A 19,469-nucleotide genomic window follows, 5' to 3' on the forward strand; every position below is an offset into this window, starting at 1 on the left:
CACCCCGGCCGTCGCCGCCAGCCTGTCAGCCGCCGTCGGCCGCCGTCAGCCGCGGGGGTCACCCAGCAGGCCGTCGACGTCGGGGAGGTCGGCGAACGAGGTGAAGTCGCCGTCCGCGATCTGCTGGGCGGTCCGCAGGAAGCTCCGCCAGGCCGTGCGGGCCAGCGTGCCGCCCACGCTGATCCGGCGCACGCCGAGCCCGGCCGCCTCCTGCACGGTGGTGAACGGCGCGTTGACCAGCAGGTTGAGCGGCTTGGGGGCCACGGCGGCCACCAGGGTGGAGACGTGGTCGAGGCTGCTGATCCGCGGGGCGTAGAGGCAGTCGGCCCCGGCCTCGGCGTAGGCCTGGAGCCGGCGGACGGTCTCGTCGATGTCGGGCCGCCCGACGACGAACCCCTCCGCGCGGCCGGTGAGCAGCACCCCGGTCCCGCTCTCGTCGATCGCGCGTCGGGCGGCGGCGATCCGCGCCACCGACAGGTCGAGGTCGAGGAGCGGATGGTCGGGGTCGTGGGAAGCGTCCTCGATCGAGAGCCCGGCGATGCCGGTGCCCACGGCACGGGTCACGTGGGCTGCGACCTGCTCCGGGTCGACCGCGTAGCCGCCCTCGAGGTCGGCGTTGACCGGCACCCGCACGGCCGCGGCGATCGCGGCCAGGTGCGCGAGCGCCTCCTCGAGCGTCAGCGTGCCGTCGGGCTTGCCGAGGGTCCAGGCAAGGCCCGCGCTGGTGGTGGCGAGGGCCCGGAAGCCCATCCGTTCCAGGGCGCGGGCGCTGCCGACGTCCCAGGGGTTCGGCATCACGAAGCACCCCGCGGCGTGCAGGCGGTGGAACTCGCGGACCGCGTCGTCGGTCATCGATCACCGTCCCTGCTGTGTCGTCCGGCCCGGCCCACTCACCCGGTCGGGACCCACCCACCAGTGGAGCACCCGGGGCGCGACCGGGTCCATACCGCGAATGGGCCCGACCACCCGGGCGCCCACCCGCTTCGACCCGCCGCGTGCGCCCACCCGCCCGCGGCCACCGACGGGTCCGGCGTCACCCGGCGCTGGACCGTCACCGCCGCGGCGCCGCTGGCACTGACGAGCGGCGGTTCGGTCAGCCACGGGACGGCGAGCGGGAGGTCGAGGGGAGCGGTGAGCCGCACCCGGACCAGGCCGGCGTCGGTGTCGACGTGCACGGCGTGGGACAGACCCGGGTAGCGGGCGCGGGCCCCGACCCGGTCGAGGTACTCCCCCACCGCCGCGTGCACCGCGCTGGTCTCCTGGAGCAGCCGCTCGTCGGGGACCCCCTGCTGGTAGGCCCCGACCGAACCGAGGTCGGCCCCCTGCAGCGCGGCACCGTCGGCCAGCGTGTCGAGCCCCTGCCGTTGCAGGTAGGCCGCCGACGCGTCCACCACGACCGCGACCGCCAGGAGCAGGACAGCCGCGAAGCCGACGATCAGCAGGGACACCTGGCCCCGCTGGTCGCTCGCGCGACCAGGGTCCCGCCCTGCCTGACGCGACGCCACCAGCCATCCCACCCGCCGCCCCATCAGCCGCCCGCCTGCACGTACTGCCCCACCGGCACGGTGTGGCTGGCCTCGAGCCGGAACCGGGACTGCTCCGTCGTGAGCAGGTCGGGGACCGCCGGCAGGTCGACCCCCGAGACGACCTCGACGGTGATGACGGACGTGCCCTCGAGGCAGCGTCCGGGCCCGTTGCTGCACCGGACGGTGACCTCCGCGCGCATCCCCGCCGAGCCCTGGTCGTCGAGGGTCTGCTGGGCGACGGCCCGGGCCCGGCGCAGGGCTGTCTCCTCGTCGGGAGAGACGGCGTAGGCGCGCCCCGCCGCCCGAGCGGCCGCACTGACCGCGAAGGCGCCGCGCTGGACCTCGAAGACCGACACCACGATCCAGACCAGCGGGACCAGCAGCAGGATCCCCAGCCACACGAACTCCACGAGGGCGTTGCCGCGCTCGTCCCGCCTGTGCTTCTCCCGCCTGCGCTCGCCCTGCCCGCGGGTCACGACCCCTCCCCTCCGGTCGCGGGCGCCCGGCCAAGGGCCGGACCACGCGGGTCGGGCTCGATGACCGCGTTGCCGCTCACCTCGAAGGTCACCGCCGGTCCGCCCAGGCCCAGGGCCGGCACACGGACCAGAGCCGACATCCGGTAGGCCGGCAGGCCCTCGATCTCGACCAGCTCCACCCGGGGCGTGTCGACGAGGTCGGGCGAGAGCGCCTCGGCGTACTGCTCCCGCGCCTTGAGCAGGCCGTCCTCGGGGGTGGCCTCCCAGGTCGCTGCGAACCGTGCGCCCTCGGCCATCGCGGACGCGACCGTGTTGCGCACGTGGAGCACCAGCGCGACCTGCAGGATGCCGAGGACCACCGGCACCAGCAGGACGAGGACCAGCACGAAGTCCACGACCGCCGACCCGCGCTCGGAACGGGCTGCGCAGCAGGCCCCGGCGCGGACCGGGAGCACCCGGTGCCGGACCCGTCCGTGAGGCGGGGCGCCCCTCACGGTCAGGGCGTGACGCTGCGCAGCGCCGTGGTGAGGATGTCCGACAGCTCCTCCTTGGCGACACCGAGGAGGACCGCGACGATCCCGGCCGACATCACGGTGACCAGCACCCAGCCGGGGACGTCCCCGCGCTCGTCGTCGTGCCGGCCCGTGAGGTGGGCCGTCACGTGCGCGGCGACGTGGCCGGTGCGGTGGCTGGTCCTGTGGCTGGTGCGGGGGCTGGTGCGGTTCATCTGGGTCTCCTCTGGTGGGTGTGTGCGAGTCAGGGGGCGGTCAGCCGGAGGCCGATGACGCCGGGGTAGAAGGCGAAGAGGATCGTCACGGGGAGGACGAGGAAGACGACGGGGACGAGCATCAGCACCTCGCGTCGGGCGGCGCTCTCGATGAGCGCCCGCCGCCCCGCCTCCCGGACGTCGGCGGCCTGTGCGTGCAGCACGTCGGCGAGCGGGGTGCCGCGGTCGACGGCGACGGCGACGCCCTGGGCGAACCGGGCCACGAGCGCGAGGCCGGTCCGGCGGGAGAGGTTGTCGAACGCCTGGCCGACGGGCTCCCCCGTCCGGATCTCGGCGAGCACCTTGGCCAGGTCGGAGGAGAGCGCGCCGTGGCTGCGGCGTACCACGCGGTCGAGCGCGGCCACGGGGCTCTCGCCCGAGGCGACCGCGAGGGCGAGCAGCTCGGCCACGACCGGGAACTCCGCCACGATCTCCCGCTCGCGCTCGGTGACGCGGGCGCTGAGCCGCTGGTCGCGCAGGACGATACCGGCGGCGAAGGCGATCAGGCAGAGCGCGAGGGACCCCAGGACCGTGCTCCCGCCGCGTGCGGCGCCGAGCAGCTGCCAGGCGGCCGCGCCGGCGAACCCGACCAGCCCCCAGACCACCTGCTCCACGCGGAACTCGTGGACGGTGCGGTCCAGGTCGGCCCGCTCGAGGCGACGCTCGACCGAGGCCGCGCCGCCCAGCACCTTCTCCACCAGGTCGGCAGCCGAGCGCAGTCCCGGACCGAAGAGCCGACCGGCGGTGCTGATCGGGGAGGCCGAGACGACCGACAGCTGCGGCGTGCGCCCCACCTGAGGCAGGTCCCGCACATAGGGCAGGACCCGGACGCCGACCTGGGTGCGGCGGATCGTCGCGACCCGCGTGGCGACCAGGAGCAGCCCCAGGCTGCCGAGGAGGCCGAGCGAGGCGCCGAGCAGCGCCGGGCTCACGACAGGATCCGCTGTTCGACGGGGAGGCGACCGATCCGCAGCATCATCCAGTAGGCGCCGAAGCAGAGGCCCGCGCCCACGCCGAGGACCAGCGACCCGGTGGGCGAGGAGTACCGGGCGATCAGCTCGGTCTGGAAGGCCATGAGCAGGAGGACCACCCACGGCGCCGCGACGGCCAGCCGGGCACCGTTGACGGTCCAGGCCTGGCGCGCCTCCAGCTCCGAGCGGGTCCGCGCCTCCTCGCGCAGGTAGGCCGAGAGGTTGCGGAGCAGCCGCCCGAGGTCGCCCCCGCCGACCTCGCGGGCGATCCGCAACCCCTCGACCATGCGGTCCCCGACCGGGTCAGCCAGGCGGTCCTTGAGCCGGTCCAGCGCCTCGCCGAAGCGGCCGGTGACCTGGTAGTCGAGGGCGAACTGGCCGAAGTCGTGGCGCAGGGCCACAGGGCCGCTCGTCGCGAGGCCGGACAGCGCGTCGGGCAACGAGAGGCCCGCCCGGACCGCCGACGCCAGGTTGTCGACGGCCTCGGGCCAGACCTCGGCGAACTCGCGCTGCCGCTGCCGGGCCCGGCCCGCCAGGACCGCCACGGGAAGGTAGGCGGCGATCAGCCCGAAGGCGAGCGCCACCGGGAACGCGCCTGCCACCACCTGCACCAGCGCCAGCGCGGTCAGCCCCAGCACGGCGCAGAGCGCGAGGAGGCTGGCGGGCGCGACGTCGCCCATCCCGGCCCGGGCGAGCCGCTCCTGCAGCCGGCCGCGTCCCGGGGCGGGTGCGGACGTCCGGGGAGCACGCGGCAGGAAGAACGCCGACCAGACCAGGAGGGCGCCCGTGCCGAACCCGAGCCCGACGAGGGCTCCCATCAGTCGCTCCCCGCGTGGAGGAGCTGGTGGACGTCGACGCCGATCCGCTGGAAGCGCTCGGGCCGGTGCGGCACCCCGCCCGTCCAGCGCAGCGACGGCCCCCGGGGTCCGGTGGTGCGCTCGAAGATCGGCTCGATCTCGATCACGTCCTCCTCGACCCGCCCCGGCACGGCCACGATCTCGTTGACCCGGCGCGTGCCGCCCGCGTCGATCCCGAGGTGGACGACGAGGTCGACCGAGCTCGCCACCGTCGGCACCACGAAGCGGGCCGAGATGTTCTCCCCCGCGAGCAACGGCAGGGTGCACATCTTCACGAGCGCCTCGCGGGCGCTGTTGGCGTGCAGGGTGCACATCCCGGGCAGGCCCGAGTTGAGCGCCAGCAGCAGGTCGAGGCACTCCTCGGCCCGCACCTCCCCCACGATCACCCGCGAGGGCCGCATCCGCAGCGACTCCTTGACCAGGTCGCGCAGCCGGATCTCCCCCGTCCCCTCGAGACCCGCCTGCCGGGTCTGCATGGGCACCCAGTCGGGGTGCGGGAACTTGAGCTCGAAGACCTCCTCGGCGCTGACCACGCGCTCCCCGCCGGGGATCGCTGCCGCGAGGCAGTTGAGCATCGTCGTCTTGCCCGCCTGGGTGGCTCCGGCGACGAGGATGTTGAGGCCTGCGCGCACCGACGCCTCCAGGAAGGAGGCCGCGGCGGGCGTGAGGCTGTCGAGCTGGACCAGGTCGGAGAGCCGCGCGGCCTGGAGCCGGAACTTGCGGATGTTGACCGCGGTGAAGCCCCGGCTGATGCCCTGGAGGACCACGTGCAGCCGGTGGCCCTCGGGCAGCATCGCGTCGACGAAGGGCTGGCTCAGGTCGACCCGTCGTCCGCTGGTCTTGAGCATCCGCTCGACGAGCTCGGTGACCTGGGCCTCGGTGAGCACCAGGGTGGTGAGCTCGTGCCGGCCGTGCCGGGCCACGAAGACCCGGCTCGGGTCGTTGATCCAGATCTCCTCCACGGTGGGGTCGTCGAGCAGGGGCTGCAGCGCCCCGAACCCCGCCACCCGCGCCACCAGCTCGCCGACCAGCGCGGTCGGGTCGGCGACCGGAGCCACGGCGCCGGTCAGGGACCGTTCGTCGTGGTCGGCGACCAGCTCCTCGGCGAGCCGACGGACCCGCGCGGTGTCGCGCTGCGGGTCGATCCCCTCGCGCCGCACCAGCTGGCGCAGCCGTTCGTCCAGCGCCTCCACCACCTCGGGGCGCGAGGCGGCTCCCGCAGCTCGCCCGCCCCCAGCGGCTCCCGCGGTCGGCGTGGTCATCGGCGACGTGGTCATCGGGGCGACCCGGCCGGCCCGTGGTCCTGGACCGTTGCCCGGCACGACGTCCGACGCGGTCGACGTCGTGGACGCAGACGCGTACGCAGTCATGGCTCTCCCCCCGAGCTCGCCCCGATGACGCGGACGACGCTAGTGGAGCGGAGCGTCGCGGATCGGGCCGTCCCGCCGCACTGTGGAGAACTCGGCGCCGGCGCCGGGAAGTTACCCACGATGGCGTACGCACGGGTCGTCGGCGTACCCCAGCGGGCATAGGACCAACGGTCCCTGCGGGACCCCAGGGTCCCGAGCGCGGGCCGGACTACCGCGGCAGGGTGAGGATCTCGGCCCCGTCGTCGGTGATGGCGATGGTGTGCTCGGTGTGGGCGGTGCGGCAGCCGGTGGCGCTCTTGAGCGTCCAGCCGTCCTCGTCGGTGACGAGCTCGTCGGTGTCGGCCATCACCCACGGCTCCAGGGCCAGCAGCAGGCCGGGGCGCAGGGTGAAGCCGCGGCCCGGGCGGCCGTCGTTGGAGACGTGCGGGTCCTGGTGCATCGTCGAGCCGACGCCGTGGCCGCCGAACTGCGTGTTGACCGCGTAGCCGGCTCCCTTGAGCACGGTCCCGATCGCGTGGGAGAGGTCCCCGACCTTCGCCCCCGGCCCGGCGGCGGCGATGCCCGCGGCCAGCGCCCGCTCGGTGGCGTCGATCATCGCGACGTCCTCGGCCGTCGGCTGGCCGCCGACCACGAAGCTGAGCGCCGAGTCGGCCACCACCCCGTCGAGGGAGACGGCCAGGTCGAGGGAGAGCAGGTCGCCGTCGGCCAGCGCGTAGTCGTGCGGCAGCCCGTGCAGCACGGCGTCGTTGACCGAGGTGCAGATGTAGTGGCCGAACGGTCCGCTGCCGAACGACGGCGCGTAGTCGACGTAGCAGGAGACCGCCCCGGCCTCCACGATCATCGCCCTGGCCCACTCGTCGACCTCGAGCAGGTTGGTGCCGGCCGTGCACCGGTCCCGGACCGTGCGCAGGATGTCGGCGACCAGGGCGCCGGTCTCGCGGCCCAGCGCGACGCGGGCGGGGTTGAGGATCTCGATCACCCGGCCAACCCTAGCCGCGCCCAGCGTCCGCCCCCGGTCCGCTCACCCCGTCTTGGAGTAGTTGAGCTCGGTGGCCTGCTGGTAGGCCGCGACGGCGGCCAGCTGCGACTTCACGTTGAGCTTCTGCCGGATCGCGCGGACCTGGCTGCGGACGGTCCCCTCACTGACGCCGCCGGCCTCGGCGATCGCCTTGATCGACAGGCCCTCCTTGAGCATCTCCAGCACCGCCCACTCGCGCGGCGAGAGGGCGGAGATCCGCAGGATCAGCGAGCGGCGGGACGAGCCGAGCCGCTCCCACTCCCCCAGCACCTCCTCGCGGGTCGCCTTGGGCATCCCCAGGCCGCCGCGGGCCACGGCCCACAGGGTGCGGGTCAGCACGTCGAGGCCCGCCGACATCGGGACGATGCCCTGGCAGCCGGCCGCCACGAGGGCGCCCCAGCGCGCCGGGTTCCTCGACCCGGTCACCACCAGCCACCGCATCTGGATCGACTCGATCAGCGCGAGGGTGTCGCGCCACTGCGCGAGGTCGTCGATCTCGGCCACGACCAGCCCGACCCCGGCCCGGACCCGGCTGATCTCGCGCCGCGCCTCCATCAGCTCCTGGCGCGAGCGGGGGCTGGCCATCCGGACGATCTCGAAGTCCCGCGCGCTCAGGGCGACCTCGATGGCCTCGCCGACGAGGTGGCCCTCGGCGACCACGACCACCCGCGGCGGGCTGGGCGGCGGAGGCGGCGGCGGAGGCGGCGGGGGCGGGGGCGTCACGAGATGTCCATGAAGACGTTGTCGACCAGGCCGTTGAACTGGTCGGTGTCCTTCGGCTGGATCCTGCCGCGACGGTCGACCTTGCCGCCGATCGCGATCGGCTCGGAGCGGCGGAACTCGATCGCGCCCACGTCTGCGGGCACGCTCCACTCCTCGGGGTGCGGCAGGCCGGGCTGCCCCACGAGCAGGGTGAGCTCCCCGTGGCGGAGCTGGCACGCCAGCCGGTGCCACGTCTCCCGCTCCACCGGGCGGTCGGCCGTGACCATGGCCTCGCCGACGTCGCCCCGCACCCGGCACGACGGCACGTCGCCGTCGAGCTGCAGCTTGACCTGCGCCCGGTCGTCGAAGAGCCCGCGCTGCAGGACGTTGTCGCCGTTGTCGGCGGCGGTCGTCCCCTGCTCGGCGTCGAGCAGCACGTCGACGCCCCAGCGGAAGGGCCGCTCCCCCGGGCTCAGCTGGTCGGCGCCGCGGGCCTTGACGACCAGCACCGCGGCCGGCGTCCGACCCGTGGCGCTGAAGGCGGGCGTGCGGACGGCGTACCCCGACCGGCCGGCGACGCGGTCCAGCGTGCCGCCGTGGGCGGTGCTCACGCTGACCCGCAGGGTCGCGGTCCCCGAGCTCTGCACCCGCGCCATGGGGTCGCCCTCGGCGCTCAGCCCCTCGTCGAACTCCAGGACCAGCTGGCCCCGGGGCGAGGGGAGGCTCGTCGTGCGCTCGGTGGCCTGCGTGGCGCCGCCGCAGCCGGCGAGCAGCACCGACGCCGCGACGACCCCCGCCGTCCCGGACAACCGCCCCGATGCGGATGCCATCCTCACCCCTCCACCACTAGTCCTCGTCCGTCATCGCAGGCCGATCGCCGTCGAGAAGACGATCGCACGCGGCACCTCGACGGTCGTGGTGCCGACGAGGTCGCCGGCCGGACCCGGCGAGACGGAGCCCGCGGAGTCGGAGACCGTGGCGGTGATCCGACCGCTGCCGATCCCCGAGGAGGTGGACCGCGCGGTCTGCCCCGCGAGCGTGGCCCACGACGCCTCGTCGGGCGACTTCAGCGCCCAGTAGGTGCCGAGCCAGCCACCGTCCTGCGGCACCGTCACCAGCGGCGACCGGAACGACGTGCTGCGCGAGGTGTGCACCTTCGCGGCGTGGTCGGCGACGTAGGCCCGCAGGCCGCCCGTCCCCCGGTAGGCCGCGACCGACAGGTCGCCCTTGGCGGTCGCCCCGAGGTCGACCCGCACGTTGGTGCCGGCGTCGCCGTCGGCGGCGTACCGCCACCACGAGCGGCCGGCGACGCCGCCGTTGGCGACGTCGGCCAGGCGGGTCCAGCCGGCCGGGTCGCTGATCGCGACCTCGCTGTTGAGCCCCAGGTGCAGGACGAGCAGGTCTCCCCCCGCCACGCCGCCGGGCAGCGTCACCCGGTGGGCGGCGGCGTTGCTGTTGCTCGACGCCGCGGCGCCGAAGACCACCCGCGCCAGGGTCGCGGCGACGTCCTGGCTGGTGCTGGCCCGCACGCCGTCGCCGTCGGTCACCGTGAGCGTGACCCGGCGCGTGCCCTCGGCGGGGTACGTCTTGGTGGCCCTGACGCCCGTGCCGGTCGTGCCGTCCCCGAAGTCCCACGCGTAGGAGGCGAGCGGGCCGTCGGAGTCGTCCGACGCCGAGGCGTCGAAGGCGCAGGTGGTGCCCTGGCAGCTGGCCGTGAACGACGCGGTCGGCGCCTGGTTGACCCGGGTCACCGAGACCTCACGGGTGGTGGTGGAGGTCTGGCCCCGGTCGTCGGTGACCGTCAGCCGCACGGTGCGCCGCCCGTTGCTCGCGTAGGTGCGGCTGGGCCTGGGCCCGGTGGCGGTGGCGCCGTCGCCGAAGTCCCACGCGTACGACGCGACGTCGCCGCCCGGCGCGATCGACGTGGTGCCGTCGAAGTCGCAGGTGAGGCTGGTGCAGCGGACGTCGAAGGACGCCTGCGGCTCCATCGCCGCGCCGCGGCCCTGCGCGTCCTGGAAGAGGAACATGTCGCGCGCGACCCAGCTGACGCGGTCCTGGTTGGGCCCCGAGACGACCGTCGCGGTGTTGGCGACGGGGCCGCCGGAGGGGCCCTTCTCGGCCCAGGCGATGCTGCGCAGCGTGCCCTGGCTGTCGGCCCAGTAGAGCCGCCCGTCGGCGAGGAACATCCCGCGGACGCCCGAGAAGCTGATGCCGTTGACGTTGCCGGAGGCGACCATCCGGCGCGCGCCGACCACGCCGCTCTGCGGGGTGAAGTAGCGGTAGCGCAGCTCGTTGGTGCCCGACCGGGTGAAGTAGATCCGGCCGTTGTCGTAGAACATCCCGGTGGCGTAGCGCATGTCGTCGCGCCAGGCGGTGTCGGTGGCCAGCAGGTCGCTGGTGTTGACCCGCTCCGCGGGGCCGAACCGGGTGCCGTCGAAGGTGCGGCGCACGAAGGTGCCGTCGGACTGGGCGACGTAGAGCCACCCGTTGACCATGAAGGCGCCCTTGACCGAGCTGGCGGTGAGCCCCGAGACGCTGCGGGCGGCGCCGACCGTGACGCCCCGCAGGCTGCGCGCGGTCGTGGTGGTACTGCCGACGGTGTAGACGTCGTTGGGCAGCTGGGCCGAGCGCACGGCCGGGAAGGTCACGCCGTCGAGCGGCATCCGGGCGATCCGCTGCTTGAGCTGGCCGTCGCCGATCCGCTCGGTGTCGGAGGCGATCCACAGCCCGTTGCTGCCGACCAGGAAGTCGAAGACGCCGATCCCGCGGTCCTTGCCCGGGTTCCAGGTGTAGGGCAGGCCGTTGTCGGGGTCCACGGCCGCCACGCCCTGGCGCTCGACGGCGCCCGCCGCGACCCGGTTGTTGCCGAAGGAGTTGTTGAGCCAGCGGAAGTGGCCCCCGATGTAGACGACCGAGTCGGTCACCTCGACGGCGTACAGGGTGTCGCCGCCGGTCTGCGTCAGCCAGGAGGGCTGGACGGTGGCGCCGCTGGCGTAGGTCTCGAACCGGGAGACCGAGTCGCAGGGCGCGTCGGCGCCGCCGTACCCGCCGGTGGTGGTGACCACGAAGAAGGAGCCGTCGGGCGAGTAGTCGACGTCGCGCATGTAGGTGTCGAAGACGGACCAGCAGCTGGCCGTGAAGAACCGCGTGTTGAACGGGGTCTCCCGCGCCTCCTCGCCGCTGATGTCGAGCTGCAGGAGCTGGTGGCGGACCACGCCGTCCAGGGTGTCGAAGTTGCCGACCGCGACCAGCCGGTCGCCGGCGGGCGTCACGTCGATCTTGAGGACGTTGGTGGTGCCGGAGTTGTGGATGCCGGCGATCTTGCGACGCATGTGGGGCAGGAACGCGCCGCTGCGCGGGTCGACGGTCGCGAGCGCGGCCTGGTCGTGGCCCTGGACGTGGGTGAACTGGCCGGCCACCCACAGCCGGCCGCCCGCCAGCCGCAGGTCGCGGACCTGGCCCGAGATGTTGCCGGCGTCGAAGGGGAGGACGGCGCCGTCGGAGACCCGCACCAGGGCGAGGTTCTTGCGGGCCTTGCCGCCGATGCTGCTGAACTTGCCACCCACGTAGACCGACTCGCCGTCGGCGGCCGGCAGGACCACGCGGACCACGCCGTTGGGCTGCGGCAGGAAGGTCGTGCTGATCGCGCCGGTGACGGGGTCGAAGGCGAGCAGGTTGTTGCGGGGGAGCTCGGTGCTGGTGCCGTCGTTGCGGGCCTTGCTGAAGTCGCCGCCCAGGACGACCCGGCCCGCGGTCTCGACGGCCGAGTAGACCATGCCGTCCAGGACGTGCGGGGTGCGCGACGCCGCGACCTCGCCGACGAGCTGGCCGCCCGGCTGGACGACCCCCGTCGCGGGGAGCTGACCGCCCAGGGCGGCGGTGCTGACGACCGCCACCAGCGCCAGCGCGCGCTTGAACCTGCTGCTCATCGACCGTCCCACCATTTCCTCGAACACCTGCGCCAGGACGCCACGACACCGAGGTCGCGACGCGGCCGCCGCGACAGGAGGTCGCGGCGCCACGGGCCGGTCCCGAGTCGGCCACCAAGGGGAATCTTGGCCAAGGAACTGCCCCGGAAACGGTTCGAGGGCATGATTTCCCCTCAATTGATGACGATCCCCGGAGGGGCCCCGACTTCTGATGGACCGCATGACGCAGGTGCTCGGTGAGGCGCCCCCGGGGACGCCTCTCCCGGGCCCTGCGACGACCGCTCCCGAGCCCGACCGCAGGCCCGTCCGGGTGGGCCCTGCGCCGCGCGCGGCGGAGGGGCGGCGGCCGTGGTGGCGCCGGCTCGGGGCGGGCTGGCCGCTCGCGGCGATGCTCCTCGGCTGGCCGGTCTGGTGGCTCCTCGGCCTGGCCGAGACGGTCCCCCTGCTGGTCGCCCTGGTGATGGCGGTCCAGCTGCTGCGCCAGCCCGTCGTCCACCTCCCCCGCGGCTTCGGGTGGTGGGCGCTCTTCCTGGTCTGGGTGGTGCTCGGCGCCGCCATGCTCTGGGTCGACGCCCCCGGGGCCGTCCCCGGCGGCGGCGGGCCCGGCCGGCTCGCGGTCTTCGGCTTCAAGCTCTCCTGGTACGTCGCCTGCACGGTCGCGCTGGTCTGGATCTGCACGATGCCCCGCAAGGCGGTCCCCGACCGGCTCGTGCACGGCTCGGTGGCGTGGATGTTCCTCGTCAGCACGGTCGGCGGGCTGCTGGCGCTCGCCGTCCCCACGCTCGAGCTGGTGACCCCGTTCGAGAGGGTGCTGCCGCCCCAGGTCGCCGGCAACACGTTCGTCCAGTCGCTGGTCCACCTGCAGGTCGCCGACGTGCAGACGGTGCTGGGGACCGAGGGCACCCGCCCCAAGGCGCCGTTCGCCTACACCAACACCTGGGGCAGCGTCATGGCGATGTCGCTGGTCTTCGTCGGCGGCTGGCTGGCCCGGGCCCGCGGCCGTTCCCGGGTCTGCTGGTCACTCGTGGCCCTGGTCGCCGTCGCGGCCGCACTCCCCCCGGTGCTCTACTCGCTCAACCGGGGCCTGTGGGGCGCCCTGGCCCTGGGCGGCGTGGGCCTGGCGGTGCTGGCCGCGGCGAAGGGGCGGCCCGCGCTCCTCGTCGCGTGCGGCGTGCTGGCGGGAATCGGCCTGCTCACGGTGCTCGCGACGCCGCTCGGCGAGCTGGTCACCGACCGGATGGACAACCAGCACAGCAACGACCGGCGGGGCGGGCTGCTGACCCTCACCACCGAGTCGGTGTCGCAGGGCTCCCCCGTCCTGGGGTTCGGCGGCACCCGGGACGTGCAGGGCAGCTTCGCCTCCATCACCGGCGGATCGACACCCGACTGCCCCGGGTGCGGGGTCCCCCCGCTGGGCACCCAGGGCCTGCTGTGGATGGTGCTCTTCTCCCAGGGCTGGCCGGGACTGGCCTTCTTCCTCCTCTTCGTCCTGCTGGCCCTGGTGCGGGCGTGGCGCTGCCGGACGGTCAACGAGGCGGTGTGCACCTTCGCCATCGCCTTCTTCCTGCTCCAGCTGCCCGTCTACGACACCCTCGGGCTCCCCCTCATGGTGCTGATGCTCGCCATCGGGCTCGTCGCGCGGGAGCGGCGCGAGACCGAGGGCAGCGGGCCGCCGCGCCTGCTCACCACGCTGCCGCGGCTCGTCGCCGAGGTGCGGCGCGGGCTGCCGGTCCTGGTCGCCACCTCGGCGGCCGGCGCCGTCGTGGGGCTGGTCCTGGCCCTCCTCGCCCCCGCCCCCGACCACGTCGCGCGGGTCTTCCTGGCGATCACCCCGGCGCCGGTCTACCTCGAGACCGAGGTGGACACCGCCGAGGAGGTCGACGCCCTGCGGCGACCTCCGCAGGAGATCACGGTCGACACCGAGGCCGCCCTGCTGATGTCGGAGACGACGCTGGAGGCCGCGGCCCGCTCGGTCGACTCCACGCCCCGGCAGCTGCGGGCCGGGCTCGGGGTCACCGGCCAGCCCAACTCGAGCGTCCTGGTGATGCACGTGCGCTGGCCCGACCCCGACGAGATCCCGGGACTGGCGACCGCGGTGAGCAGCTCCTACCTGGAGACCCGCGAGGAGTACCTGGAGCAGCGGCGCGAGGACGTGGTCGCCCAGCTGCGCGAGGAGCTGCGCGAGCTGCAGGGCACCTCGGCCCCGATCGCCGAGCGGGAGGCGCTCACCGACGCGATCACGCAGCTGGAGACCGACCGCCGCGCCGTGGGCGAGGTGGTGCGGACCGTCGACCCGGAGCCCGGACGGCGCGACTACGAGCTGCTCACCGTCTCCTCGGCCGCCGTCGGCCTGCTCGTGGGTGTCATCCTTGTCACCCTGGTGCCGCCCCGCCCCCGCGGACCGGCGCGTCCGGGCGAGCGCCCGGGCAGCCGGACGACCCTCGCGAGGAGACGACGTGACTGACGCGTGGCCCGACGTCGACGTGGTGATCGCCACCCGTCACCGGCCCGAGCTGCTGGCGCGCGCCCTGCGGGCGATCGTGGCGCAGGAGCACCCCGGCGTGGTGCGCACGTGGGTGGTCTTCGACCAGAGCGACGTCGACCCGACGCTCGCCTCCGACGACCCCCTCCGCCCGGTGCACCCGGTGGTCAACACCCGGACGCCGGGGCTGGCGGGGGCGCGCAACACCGGGGTCCTCCTCGGCTCGGCGCCGCTCGTGGCGTTCTGCGACGACGACGACACCTGGCTCCCGGGCAAGCTGGCGGCGCAGGTCGCCGAGCTCGCCCGCACCGGCGCCCCGACCTCGGTGACCGGGATCGTCGTCGCGTACGGCGAGACCCGCACGCCGCGTGTCGCGACCCGGGGCGAGCTCACCCTGGCCGGCCTCGTGCGGCACCGCGTGATGTCGGCCCACCCCTCCACCGTGGTCGTCACCCGCGAGGCTCTCGTCGGCGGGATCGGGCTCGTGGACGAGGAGATCCCCGGCAGCCACGGCGAGGACTACGACTGGATCATCCGGGCGGCCAGGCACGGTTCTTTCGCCGTGGTCGAGCAGCCCCTGGTCGAGGTCACCTGGGGGCAGTCGATGTTCTCCCAGCGCTGGCCCACGATCGTCGCGGCGACCGACTACTGGCTCGCCAAGCACCCCGAGTTCCACGCCGACCGTCCCGCCCTGGCGCGGCTGCTCGGCCAGCGCGCCTTCGCCCTGGCGGCGATGCGCGCCCCGGGCACCTGGCGGGCCATCGGCCGGACCGTGCGCGCCCGCCCCGCGGAGCGTCGTACGGTCCTGGCGGCCGCGGTCGCCCTCCGGCTCGTCCCGGCCGCGCGGCTGATGGACCTGGCCCACCGCCGCGGCCGCGGCATCTGAGCGACGCCCGGGGCGCGGGCACCGGGACGGTCGACCCCGACAGGGTCCCTCGTCGGAGGCGCAGGGGGACCCGACCGGGTGGCCCTGAACCACCCAAGGTACTTACCCTAAATGGGGGATAGAAGCCGGACAGGCCTACCGAAATTGGGGTACGTTCGCTGTGTTGGTTGAGGGGTCCCTCCTCTCGGTCCACCGCACTCCTTCCGCGAACCGCTCCGTCCGGCTCCTCTCGCCGGGCCCCACGAAGGCACAGTCCCGTGACCCACTCTCGCCACGCGCTGAAGCGCGCCCTCCTGCCGATCCTGGCGACCGTCATGACCGCCGGTCCCCTGCTCGCACTCCCCTCCTCCTCCGCCGCCCCGGGTGCCGCCACCGCCGCCCACCGGGCCGCGTCGAAGCCCGCGCGCACGCTCTTCAACGAGACCTTCGAGTACGGCACCCGCGGGTGGGAGACCAGCTCGCGGGCGCAGCTGACCACCGTCGCCGACGGCCGCCGCTCGCGGCGGGCCGCCCGGCTGCAGGCGCGGACCCCCGGCCTCGTGGTCGCCGCCTCGACCGCCCACGCCCGCGACCTCGAGGGCAGCCGGCACGCCGTGACGGCCTGGCTGCGCTCCCCCGGGGGCCGGGTGACCGCGCGGCTCGTCGTCCGCGAGGTCGAGCCCGCCACCGGCGAGGTGCTGGCGACGCGGCGCGACAAGGTCCGCGTCGGCCGGGCCTGGGCACCGGCCCGCGTGAAGGTGACCCGGACCTCCGGCTCGTCGGTGGTGCGCGTCGAGGTGCGGACGCACCAGTCGCGCAAGGACCGGGTGCTGCTGGACGATGTGCAGGTGCTGCGGATCAAGAGGGCCCTGAAGCAGGGGAAGAAGAAGCGTCCGACCGCGACCCCCACGCCGACCCCCACGCCCACCGCGACCCCCACGGCCAGTCCGCTGGACGTCGCCGGCACCCTGAGCAACGGCTGCACCTACAGCAGCCGCGGCATCCCCTCCTGCGGCGCCTACGTGGGCTCCGCCTACGGCGCGAACTCCGACGTCGCCCCGATGGAGGCGGCGACGGGCCAGCGTCTCGGCATCCGCCGGACCTACTACCAGGGCCACCAGGTCGACAGCGCCGTGCGTCGCGCCCAGGAGGACATCGCCGCCGGCCGGCTCCCGTGGATCAGCTTCAAGCTGCCGCTGAGCTGGGAGGAGATGGCGGCGGGCAAGGGCGACGCGTGGGCCCTCGACCTCGCCAACAAGCTCAAGACGGTCGGCGGCCCGGTCTGGGTGGCCTTCCACCACGAGCCCGAGAAGGACGGCGACATCAAGGCGTGGACCGCGATGCAGGAGCGGCTCGGCCCGATCGTCCGGCACGCCGCCGCCAACGTCGCCTTCACCGTGATCACCACCGGCTGGAACCAGCTCTACGGCCCGGCCGAGTACCGCCTGGAGAGCCTGTGGCCCAGGACCACCGTCGACGTGGCCGGCTTCGACGTCTACAACTGGCACATGACCAAGCGGTCCAACGGCACCCTGGTGACCAAGACCGAGGACATGCGCACGACGTACTTCGACAAGTTCGCCGCCTGGGCGAAGGCCAACAACACCACCTGGGCGCTGGCCGAGACCGGCCTGACCGACGAGGCGCACGCCGCCGACCCGGCCTGGATCGAGCGGACCTACCAGCAGCTCGTCGAGACCGGCGGCCTGGCGATGACCTACTTCAACACCGAGCTCAACAGCTACGGCAACTCCTACCCGATCACCACCCCGCAGAAGTACGCGGGCTTCGCGGCGGCGCAGCGCAACGCGCCGCTCCTCCCCCGCCCCTGATCGCCCGCCCCTGATCGCCCGGCCCTGATCGCCCGCCCCTGATCCCCTGCGGGCCCGCGGGAGGTCCCGATCCCCTGCGGGCCCGCGGGCCGTGCGCCAGACTCCTCCCGTGACCGCACCGCCCTCCGCCGACGTCCTCGACCTGCTGCGTGCCACCGTGCTGCGGCTCTGGCCCGGGGCGTCGGCGGAGGTCGTGCGCGCACGGCGTCCCGACCCGACCGCCGAGGCCGAGCTCCTGCTGCTGCCGCACGCGCGTTCGCCGCGCCTGCTGCTCCCCGTCCTGCCCGCCGCGGCGGCCGGCTCCGTGCGGCGCTGGAGCGCGACCGCCGGGCCGGCCGAGGTGGGGGCGCGGGCCCTGGCCTCGGCCGTGCTGCAGGCCGGCGGCACCCGGCTGCTCGCCGACCGGCTGCGCGTGCACCGCGCCCCCGCGGCCCGCGACGCCGACGAGTCCCTGGCCGCCGCCCTCGCCCGCTGGCTCGACGTCCCGGCCACCGCCTTCAGCCTCGGGGTGGGCCCCGCCCGGGTGAACCGCAAGCCGGTGCTCCAGCTCTTCGACCCGCGCGGGCGCACCCTGGGCTTCGCCAAGCTGGGCGACTCCCCCACCGCGGCCCGGCACGTCCGCGAGGAGACGGCGGCGCTGCGCGTCCTCGCCGGCGCCGACCTCACCACGCTGCGGGCGCCGGCCCTGCTGCACGCCGGCACCTGGCGCGACGTCGACGTGCTGGTCCAGGAGGACCTGCGCGTCGGCCCCGTGGCGGCGCTCGCGCGTCGGCCCGGGCTGCTGGGGCGGGCGGCGGCCGAGCTGACGACGGCGTACGCCGAGGACGCCCGCCCGCTGACCGCCCTGCCGTGGTGGGCCGGGCTGCTCGACCGGGCCCGGACGGCGCCCGACCGGGCCACGACCGACCGGCTGGTCCGCGCGGCGGACCGCGTCGCCGCACGCTGGCCGGGGCCCCTGCCGGTCAGCGCCTGGCACGGCGACTGGACGCCGTGGAACATGGCGCCGGGACGCGGCCGGGACGGGGGGCCGGCCCTGCTCGTCTGGGACTGGGAGCGGTTCGAGACCGGGGTGCCCGCCGGGCTGGACGCCGTGCACTTCGCCGTCAACGCGGCCACCCGCCGGCTCGGCACCAGCGCGCGGGTCGTCCGCGAGGCGCTGGGTGGCGCGGGCGCCGTCGAGGCCGCCTACCTCGTCGCCGTGACCGCGCGCTACCTCGAGATGTCGGCGGCGCCCGGCGGGGCGCTCGTGGTGCCGCGCGCGCTCGCCACGCTCGAGGCGCTGGAGTCGTTGCTCGCCGACCGCTGACGCCAGGCGGGCGGCCGGCCCAGGTAGGCCTCGAGCTGGGCGTCGGAGGACTCGAAGTGGCGCAGCAGCAGCTCGCGGCGCTGCTGCGGCAGCCGCGGGCCGCCGGGCCGGGCGTTCCAGCGCTCGACCCGCTCGGGCAGGTAGACGGGGATCCCCAGCCGTCGCTGCAGGTCGGCGAACTCGCGCGCCGGGTCGGCGAAGAAGGCGTCGGCGTCGACGACGTGCACCCGGTCGGCCCCCAGCGCGTCCACGAAGCGCCCGACCTGCGCGCCGTACTCCCCGCGGGCGAGGTAGCCGTGGTGCCGGTGGGTGTAGCTGCGGTAGTCGGGGTCCGTCGCCAGCCGGTCCACCTCGCCCGCCAGCCGGTCCTGCTCCACGGCGAGCGCCTCCTCCAGGGAGAGCTCCTCGAACCCGCGGGCCAGCTCGTGGCGGTGCGCCGACATCGCGCGCTCGACCGGGTCGCGGACCAGGACCACCACGTGGGCGTCGGGGAGCTCGGCCGCGAGGCGCTCCGCCGCCAGCGGGTGGAAGAGGTAGTAGCCGCTGCTCTCGAACGCCATCGCGTCGGGACCGCCGAGCAGCCGCCCGGTGATCCGCAGCGGGAAGTGGGCCCGGTACCAGCGGCTGCCCCGCCCGTGGAAGTCGTCGAAGTAGCCGGTGCCCTTGACTGCGTCGGCCGCAGGAGCACCGGGTGCGACTCCAGCATCCGGAAGAGCGTGGTGGTGCCGCAGCGCTGGGCGCCGACCACCACCACCGAGGGGGTCATCCGCAGGTCGGCCGTGACCCAGCCCCAGGCGAGGACGAGCCCGCGCAACGCCCGGACCAGCGGCTCGGGGGCCCGGCGACGGAGGGCGGAGGTCAGCTTCCTGGGTCCCACGAGCGGGGTTCCTTCCTGTCGGGCGCCCGGTCGGGCGAGCAGGTCGAGGCCGAGGTGGCGGCGCAGCACGAGCACCAGCCCGAGGTGGGCGAGCAGCGCCACGGCGGCGGCCAGCGGCCAGGGGGTCCCCAGAGAGGAGAGCGCGAGCACCGGGACCGCGACGGCGACCAGGCAGACGCCGCCGGCGAGCCAGACGACGGGACCGGTGCCGGTCACCCGCACGTCGCGGTGGACGAAGAGCACCGCGAGGCCGGCCTTGACCAGCACCGCCGCCGCCCAGGCGAGCGCGGCACCCGGGATCCCGAGCACCGGAACCAGCAGCAGGCAGAGCACCAGGTCGACCGCCAGCGCGGCCACCGAGTTGACCATGCTGGTGGCGCTGCGGCCGGCCATCACCAGCAGCGTGTCCACCGGGCCGGTGGCAGCGGCGAGGAGCATCGCGCTCGTCATGGCCACCACGACCCAGCGTGCGCCCTCGGTGTCGTAGCCGGG

18 protein-coding genes are annotated in these 19,469 nt (G+C 74.9%); 5 read left to right on the forward strand and 13 right to left on the reverse strand.

What is annotated here, in order from left to right; genetic code table 11:
- Positions 1-45: 45 nt before the first annotated feature.
- From DNK53_RS09025 to DNK53_RS09080, 12 genes are all read right to left on the reverse strand, one after another.
- On the reverse strand, positions 46-852 hold the full coding sequence (locus tag DNK53_RS09025) for an isocitrate lyase/PEP mutase family protein (protein WP_110181941.1): 807 nt from the start codon (positions 850-852) through the stop codon (positions 46-48).
- Positions 853-890: 38 nt separating this feature from the next.
- A complete protein-coding gene (locus tag DNK53_RS09030; protein ID WP_239456440.1) occupies positions 891-1,448 on the reverse strand; it encodes a pilus assembly protein TadG-related protein in 558 nt (185 codons plus the stop codon).
- Between the two features lie 80 nt (positions 1,449-1,528).
- Positions 1,529-2,002: a TadE/TadG family type IV pilus assembly protein gene (locus DNK53_RS09035; RefSeq protein ID WP_110181943.1), complete on the reverse strand. Its 474-nt coding sequence runs from the start codon at positions 2,000-2,002 to the stop codon at positions 1,529-1,531.
- Positions 1,999-2,397: a TadE/TadG family type IV pilus assembly protein gene (locus tag DNK53_RS09040; RefSeq protein ID WP_239456441.1), complete on the reverse strand. Its 399-nt coding sequence runs from the start codon at positions 2,395-2,397 to the stop codon at positions 1,999-2,001. Before DNK53_RS09040 ends, DNK53_RS09035 begins: the two co-directional genes overlap by 4 nt.
- A 101-nt stretch (positions 2,398-2,498) precedes the next feature.
- Entirely contained in the window at positions 2,499-2,729 is a 231-nt protein-coding gene (locus DNK53_RS09045) for a hypothetical protein (protein WP_110181945.1), read from the reverse strand.
- 29 nt (positions 2,730-2,758) lie between these two features.
- Positions 2,759-3,700, reverse strand: a complete 942-nt coding sequence (locus DNK53_RS09050) for a type II secretion system F family protein (RefSeq protein WP_110181946.1) — start codon at positions 3,698-3,700, stop codon at positions 2,759-2,761.
- Positions 3,697-4,557 (reverse strand): type II secretion system F family protein, encoded by an 861-nt coding sequence (locus DNK53_RS09055; RefSeq protein ID WP_110181947.1) that lies wholly within the window; start codon positions 4,555-4,557, stop codon positions 3,697-3,699. The genes DNK53_RS09050 and DNK53_RS09055 overlap by 4 nt, the downstream gene beginning before the upstream one ends.
- Entirely contained in the window at positions 4,557-5,873 is a 1,317-nt protein-coding gene (locus DNK53_RS09060; protein WP_239456442.1) for a TadA family conjugal transfer-associated ATPase, read from the reverse strand. The genes DNK53_RS09055 and DNK53_RS09060 overlap by 1 nt, the downstream gene beginning before the upstream one ends.
- Positions 5,874-6,174: 301 nt before the next feature.
- The gene (map, locus tag DNK53_RS09065; RefSeq protein WP_110181948.1) at positions 6,175-6,945 is read right to left on the reverse strand and encodes a type I methionyl aminopeptidase; all 771 of its coding nucleotides are present in this window, start codon (positions 6,943-6,945) and stop codon (positions 6,175-6,177) included.
- 42 nt (positions 6,946-6,987) lie between these two features.
- Entirely contained in the window at positions 6,988-7,650 is a 663-nt protein-coding gene (locus DNK53_RS09070; protein WP_162599847.1) for a helix-turn-helix transcriptional regulator, read from the reverse strand.
- 53 nt (positions 7,651-7,703) lie between these two features.
- Positions 7,704-8,516 (reverse strand): hypothetical protein, encoded by an 813-nt coding sequence (locus DNK53_RS09075; protein WP_162599848.1) that lies wholly within the window; start codon positions 8,514-8,516, stop codon positions 7,704-7,706.
- Positions 8,517-8,546: 30 nt separating this feature from the next.
- Complete coding sequence (locus DNK53_RS09080) at positions 8,547-11,615, reverse strand: PKD domain-containing protein (protein WP_162599849.1); 3,069 nt, start codon at positions 11,613-11,615, stop codon at positions 8,547-8,549.
- Between the two features lie 220 nt (positions 11,616-11,835).
- On the opposite strand from DNK53_RS09080, the gene DNK53_RS09090 reads away from it, so the two are divergent.
- From DNK53_RS09090 to DNK53_RS09105, 4 genes are all read left to right on the forward strand, one after another.
- Complete coding sequence (locus DNK53_RS09090; protein ID WP_162599850.1) at positions 11,836-14,079, forward strand: GumC domain-containing protein; 2,244 nt, start codon at positions 11,836-11,838, stop codon at positions 14,077-14,079.
- Positions 14,072-14,983 (forward strand): glycosyltransferase family 2 protein, encoded by a 912-nt coding sequence (locus DNK53_RS09095; RefSeq protein ID WP_110181954.1) that lies wholly within the window; start codon positions 14,072-14,074, stop codon positions 14,981-14,983. The genes DNK53_RS09090 and DNK53_RS09095 overlap by 8 nt, the downstream gene beginning before the upstream one ends.
- 257 nt (positions 14,984-15,240) lie before the next feature.
- A complete protein-coding gene (locus tag DNK53_RS09100; protein ID WP_110181955.1) occupies positions 15,241-16,794 on the forward strand; it encodes a glycoside hydrolase family 26 protein in 1,554 nt (517 codons plus the stop codon).
- Positions 16,795-16,903: 109 nt separating this feature from the next.
- Positions 16,904-18,100 carry a phosphotransferase gene (locus tag DNK53_RS09105; protein ID WP_162599851.1) on the forward strand — a complete coding sequence of 399 codons (1,197 nt, stop codon included), beginning with the start codon at positions 16,904-16,906 and terminating at the stop codon, positions 18,098-18,100.
- Here DNK53_RS09105 and DNK53_RS09110 read toward each other — a convergent pair.
- Complete coding sequence (locus DNK53_RS09110) at positions 18,004-18,660, reverse strand: sulfotransferase (RefSeq protein ID WP_110181957.1); 657 nt, start codon at positions 18,658-18,660, stop codon at positions 18,004-18,006. The genes DNK53_RS09105 and DNK53_RS09110 overlap by 97 nt on opposite strands.
- Positions 18,661-19,233: 573 nt before the next feature.
- On the opposite strand from DNK53_RS09110, the gene DNK53_RS18545 reads away from it, so the two are divergent.
- Positions 19,234-19,464, forward strand: a complete 231-nt coding sequence (locus tag DNK53_RS18545; RefSeq protein ID WP_239456443.1) for a hypothetical protein — start codon at positions 19,234-19,236, stop codon at positions 19,462-19,464.
- The last annotated feature ends 5 nt before the right edge of the window (positions 19,465-19,469 follow it).

Origin of the sequence: Nocardioides solisilvae, assembly GCF_003194625.1 — a bacterium.
GTDB lineage: Bacteria > Actinomycetota > Actinomycetes > Propionibacteriales > Nocardioidaceae > Nocardioides > Nocardioides solisilvae.